This is a genomic window from Okeania sp. SIO2B9, from assembly GCF_010672505.1.
Lineage (GTDB): Bacteria > Cyanobacteriota > Cyanobacteriia > Cyanobacteriales > Microcoleaceae > Okeania > Okeania hirsuta.
This window is the reverse complement of record NZ_JAAHGK010000352.1, coordinates 1-6,164: the sequence shown is the minus strand read 5'-3', so window position 1 is coordinate 6,164 and position 6,164 is coordinate 1. Positions and strand designations below refer to the sequence as shown.

Below are 6,164 nucleotides of genomic sequence, written 5' to 3'. Positions count from 1 at the left end.
AAAAAGTCTTTTAGTAGGAGACAGGAGACAGGAGACATGGCTTGGGAGCGAGGAGGTAGGAGCTAAGTTTTGTCCCAAGATTGTTCTCCCCAACTCTTGCACAAAATGCTAGTTTTTTCAGCTTTATTGACCGAAAAGCTGGCACTTTTTTTCAACCTAATAAGGCTGAAACCTTAAATCTTAATTATTCAGGACTTACGCAAAGGCACTATGTATAGATTCAATTAACTATTGGACAATAGTTTCGACTGCTATATATAGCGTATCTGCGTAAGTCCTATTATTATTAGGTAAAGCACAAGATTTTTCCTTCTTCTTCCTTCTTCTTCCCTCCTGACTCCTGACTCCTGACTCCTCAATCGTTATTTATAAGTATTCAAACGAACATGATGTAAAGCTATTTCCTACAAATTGACTCAGACTTCAATTTTGCTTGATGCTCGCAGCGAAAACCATCCTTGCACCATTGTGCCATATTTACCTGTGTCAATTTTAGCACATCAGCACATTTTGGTTCTATTATCTTACTTCCCACAGCCCAAAATAAACTACGAATTACATCTAAACCAGTCTTGAGATGAGATTCTCTATTACCAGGCACCCCTATTTCCTCAACAATATCAGTTTCTACCCATATTCCATTAGCACCCAAAATAATCTGTGCTAACCATTTAGCTCTGGGTAAATGAGTAGGAGATGTTACCAGTTTAATATGCTCCACTCCCCATTTCTTGAGAATTGGCAAAGTAAAATAGAAGTTACCAAAAGTAGATTTAGCGCAATGTTCTAACCAAACCTTCTCTACAGGAGCATTTTCCCGTTGAAATAATCCCACAAGACAAGGGTCTTTAGATCCAGCAGAAATTAATATTGGGGTCTGAGGATATTGTTTAGCCACTTGAGCAATATAAATTTCCCGTTTAATACTCCCACCTAAAACTAAATAAGTATCCACAGGAGATTTTGCTGCAGACTGGAGTGAAATAGTACTTCCCACCAACCACACTAATAGACTAGAAAGTATAGAAAAAAGCAAAAACAGCAATATTTTCCTGATTTTCTGATTGCCACGAATGTTTGGATTTCCTGTCATAGAAATTATAGCGGGTTATTTGAGCTTACCTCTAATCTGCCCACTGCTCCTCCTGTTTCCTATTTTTTATAGAACCCATTTGATATCCTTGTAGATGGTATGTGCTTTTGGCATAGAAGTCAGGAAATTCAGAAATAGAATAGGGAAAAAAGGTAGAAAAATGCTCCCTATTCCCCTACTCTCCCACTTCCCCCACTTCCCCATTCCCTCACTTCCGTCCCATAACGCTATAACTATTGATGAATCAGATATAATTTCCTATATCAGAGCGAATCTGGATCGACACCCAAATCGCGTAATTTAGCAGCTAATTTTTCGGCCCGTTGCTTTTCCTGTTCGGCCCGTTGCTTTTCCTGTTCGGCTTGTTCGCTACTCCACAACAACAAATTTTCGGACTTATCCCACCATCTAAGCCAGCTAATATTTTGCCCTAGTCTTTCCCCTGGCCAAATTCCCAAGAACAAGTCTAATTCCGGTATCCAAAAATGTCCATTCTCATTAGCTGACTCGAAGCAATACTTTCCATCCTGCAAACTGCGCACCTCTAAACTCCCTTCGTAGGGGTCATAAGTTACATAGGTTGGTACTTTGAGGATATGTTCATAAAAGTAAAGTTTGCCGTATGGTGGAGTCGAACGCACTGATAGTTCCCCACATTCTGTTTCTGAGAGGAACTCCATCACTACAGCTACAGGAGCGCCTTCTAGATGGGGAGTGTAACTACGGCGAATTACCCCCTCTGGCACTGGTTGTACTTGGGGGACATAAAACCAATCGGGAGCCTTGACAACTATTTTTTTGTTGACAGTGGCTACTAATCCGAAATTTGAACCAATGAGCATTTGAGGTTGAATGAGCAATGCAGCTCCCAAAGCATCAGTCAGAGCAGCAGCAAGAATAGGTTGTTGAATATTTTCCACTGGGTCGTCTGGTAAGGTAAAGTCTGCTGGTAGTGCTTTCCAAGTTACTGTTGGTTCTGGTTTAGTGGATTTTATTTGTAGAACCATTTTTAGTGTCTATCTTATGGCTAAGGGTGGACTGTATTTGTATTATTATAGATCCCAAATGGGTTCTATTTAAAAATAGATGGGGAGATGGAGAGATTCGAATATTTGCACAATTTTTTATATTTCATATAATTTTAAGTCCTCATGGAATCTGATTGAAAAACTTTCTCTTACAATACAATAGTGAAATTCTTAGGGAACTCCCTACATTATTTTCGCACCTATGTCTATTAATCACCACAGTTATTCAGAAGATTCTGGTAAGACAAAACGCATTTCTCCATTTTGATCGATTTCTACTTTCCCTCCAAGCTTGAGAATTTCTTGTTGAGCGCGATCGCGTACTCTTTGGTCTCTTGTTTGACCGTATACCCACAACCAAGCATTAAACTTGATTAATTTACTATCGGGGTCTCGCTTCAGAAATTCTGCTGTTTGTCTAAACAGAGATGTTAAGCTTTGATATGATGTATTTTCAGCCCATTCAGCTGCCATTTCATGAGAATCAATTGCTCCAGGAATATCACCTACTAACAGTAATTGATCTATACCTTTCCATCTCCATACTTGCCAAGCTTTCGGATCTATTTCTGAAGAAAGTACATCGGTACCACGAGTCATATATTCTACCGCGACTTCTGGTTTACCTTCATATATAGATAAAGAGTTAGACACAAATAGATATGTATCAACCCATCTTGGATCTAAGCGGGTGATGATATCAAAGTAATCTTCACTAAGAGAATAACCTGTTTGATTTCTGGCAGTGTCGTCCCCGAAATATTGCAAAAATTGGAGAAACACCCAATCTGCAATCAAATTATCAAATCCAAAAGTTGGAGATGCCTTCAATAATTTTAGCTGTAGAGCTTCTTTTTCTTCAGCTTCTACTGCTTCTGCCAAATCTAAAACGATTTTCTCTTTTAAGGGAGAATTTTCTGAAGGCCAGAATACTTGTAAAGTTATTATACTTCCTAAAGCTGTTATGAAAACGGCTAGATTTACGAATGAACCTAGCCAATTTGAGGTTTTGGCTTTTGTTTCCATCATGTCTTAAATTTTTATGTAAAGAAAACTAACGAGCGAGAGATCAAAAATTACAGTAGTTTTCGACTTAATTTAGTTACAAGTCGATCCGGCTTTTAGCAACATAGAATAGGAATAAAAAAGCAGGAAAATTAATCATCTTTTTTCCCTCTTCCTTCTTTACTTCAAGTTAAACTGTACTTATTCATCCTAAAAAGTACTTTCAACAATTAATAATTAATAGTTACCTCTCCTTTAAAACAGATAGGATTGACTAATCATGAAAATTTTTCTTTATTATCCCCTTAAAAGGGGAAGCTTTAAACCACAATTTTTCGGTAAGAGGATTATCAGTTAATTTATTTTAATTACTTAACTCTTCTCAAATATAGAGTTAGAGACAATAGTCGTAACGGTAAAATTTGACTAGACAATAAATTCCCTTGTCACTATAGATACAATAATAAATATATTCAGCTAATATTGTAGTATATTAGACTTCTTTCAAAAAAATACTATCCCATATATCATAAATTAGTGGGAATGTCAATATCAATAAATGTCCAACTACTAAAAAAATTCAATGAACTCAGCCTCAAAACGCAACTCCATCCTTCAAGCCATTTTGTACAGTGGAGCGATCGCTACAACCACAGCTTTATCTTTATTGGCTCCTACCCTGAGTAAGCCTGCTGAGGCAAATTTAGAAAATAGCCCGAAAGCAGTTCTGGATGAAGCATGGCAAATTGTCAATCGAGACTATGTTGATGGTAGTTTTAATCAGACAGATTGGCAAGCGACTAGGCAAACTTTGTTAGAGAAAAACTATACTTCTAGCGAACAAGCTTATGAAGCATTACGTCAAGCATTAGATCTACTTAATGACCCATATACTCGTTTTCTAGACCCGCAGCAGTTCAAAACTTTGACTAATCAAACATCAGGGGAAATGTCTGGAGTGGGAATGCAGCTAAAGGAGGATGAGCTGACCAAAGTAATTACGGTAGTGAACGTTGTAGAAAATTCTCCAGCTATGAAAGCAGGTTTATTACCAGGAGATCAAATCCTGGAAATTGACGGCAAACCTACTGCTAGTTTGAGTGTATCAGCAGCAGCAAAACTAATTCGAGGTGATTTGGGTACAGATGTTGTACTGCAAGTCATGCGTTCTGGAGAAACAGAATTTGATGTAACTTTAACCAGGGCGAGAATAGAATTACAAGCAGTTCGTTACGAGCTTAAGCGTGAAGGGAATAAACGTATTGGCTATATTCATTTACAAGAATTTAGTGCCCACGCTGGAGAACAAATGCAGAAAGCGATCGAAAATCTGGATAATCAAAATGCTGATGGTTATGTTTTAGATTTGCGGGGCAACCCAGGCGGTTTATTGCGCATTAGTATAGATATTGCTCGGATGTTAATGGATCAAGGTGCTATTGTTAGCACAGTTAACCGTAATGGAGAAAAGCAAGAATTGCGGGCAAACCGTTCAGCTTTAACTGATAAACCAATAGTCGTTTTGGTAGATGGTGACTCAGCTAGTGCTAGTGAAATTCTAGCAGGGGCACTTAAAGATAATGGTCGTGCTGTTATTATGGGAGATCAAACTTTTGGTAAAGCTTTAGTACAGTCGGTGCATTCTTTATCAGATGGTTCGGGTTTAGCAGTAACTATTGCTCACTATTACACTCCTAAAGGAACTGATATTAGTAAAAAAGGTGTTACTCCTGACGTAAGTATAAATTTGACAGATTCTCAAAAACGGCGCTTATATCGGCAACCAGGCGTGCTCGCTACAATATCAGACCCTTATTATTTTAGAGCGGTAAATCTATTGAAAAATAAAATATTGGGTAGTGGTGCATAGTAATGATATAATCGGCTTTGTTGCATCCAGATTGAAATATGCCTTGCCCTCAATGTAACTCCCAAAAATTTGTCAAAAATGGACATACTCACTACGGGAAACAAAGATTCAAATGCAACAATTGTGGGCGACAATTTGTTGAAAGCCAACCCGACAACCCATTAATCACTCAACAGGTGAATTCATCAATCAACTTCTACTGGAAAGGATGTCGCTGGCTGCCATCGCTCGCGTAACTGGAGTTTCGTCACCTTGGCTTCAATACTATGTCAATCAGAAATACTACCAGGTTCCCAAACAAGTTGAGGTGACTAAAAAAAACCAGGTCGATTAATTGTCCAGATGGATCAAATGTGGTCAGATGTAGGGTCAAAAGCAAAAAAACAATGGATTTGGCTTGCGATTGAGGCCAGAACAGGAGAAATTATGGGAGTATATATTGGTGATCGCACTAGCCAATCAGCAAAGCAATTGTGGCACTCACTTGCTCCAGTTTACCGTCAATGGGCTATTTGTGACACCGATTTTGGGCCAGCTTACTCACAAGTATTACCCAGTAAGCGTCACCGTGGGGTTGGCCAAGAAACTGGTGATACAAGTTATATTGAACGATTCAATCATACTTGACGTCAAAGAGTTTCCAGCTGAGTAAGTAAAACTTGATCATTCTCAAAATCTCTCGACAATCATATTGGTGCAATTTGGTATTTTGTTGATCACTATAATGCTAGTTTACTCACTTAGATCATTGCTATACTACATTTTAAACTTCAATTGTATTACAAAAGAATACATAAATCATCATCAGAATTTTAGCTAACAAATTAATTGATAGAACATAAAAAAGTATGTGAAATGAGTATTCCTGGTGAACTAGGAAGTTCTGTTAGCAGCGGAAAACACAGGAGGAATTAAACTCCTGTCAAGAGCATCAATCAATTAAGGATATAGCTATCAAGAACTCTCAAAAACCTACGGGGGGATTCAACAGAGATGGTTAATAGTTGACTTTCAACTACGCATCTGTATCGGATTTGAAAAACAACCATAAGGGGGTTGGTAAGGGGGTGCTGGTTTCCCCACTCCTCCACAGGGTGGGGCGGAAAGCACCCCCTTACATAAATAAATGTTGATCCGCTTCGATCAAGATGTTTGTCTACCTCCCGAC

General features: G+C 38.4%; 4 protein-coding genes and 1 pseudogene. 2 read left to right on the top strand and 3 right to left on the bottom strand.

Translation table 11 applies throughout. From position 1 onward, the window contains the following. Positions 1 to 397: 397 nt before the first annotated feature. The 3 genes from F6K13_RS14140 to F6K13_RS14130 form a co-directional block, all read right to left on the bottom strand. A complete protein-coding gene (locus F6K13_RS14140; RefSeq protein WP_124146860.1) occupies positions 398 to 1,093 on the bottom strand; it encodes a YdcF family protein in 696 nt (231 codons plus the stop codon). A gap of 263 nt (positions 1,094 to 1,356) precedes the next feature. Then, positions 1,357 to 2,100: a Uma2 family endonuclease gene (locus F6K13_RS14135; RefSeq protein WP_124146859.1), complete on the bottom strand. Its 744-nt coding sequence runs from the start codon at positions 2,098 to 2,100 to the stop codon at positions 1,357 to 1,359. Between the two features lie 243 nt (positions 2,101 to 2,343). Next, entirely contained in the window at positions 2,344 to 3,150 is an 807-nt protein-coding gene (locus tag F6K13_RS14130) for a hypothetical protein (protein WP_192901186.1), read from the bottom strand. Between the two features lie 559 nt (positions 3,151 to 3,709). Here F6K13_RS14130 and ctpB point away from each other — a divergent pair. Together ctpB and F6K13_RS14120 are read left to right on the top strand one after the other, a co-directional pair. Then, a complete protein-coding gene (gene ctpB / locus F6K13_RS14125) occupies positions 3,710 to 4,996 on the top strand; it encodes a carboxyl-terminal processing protease CtpB (protein WP_124155303.1) in 1,287 nt (428 codons plus the stop codon). 38 nt (positions 4,997 to 5,034) lie between these two features. Continuing rightward, positions 5,035 to 5,740, top strand: a pseudogene (locus F6K13_RS14120) (IS1 family transposase). Positions 5,741 to 6,164: the final 424 nt, after the last annotated feature.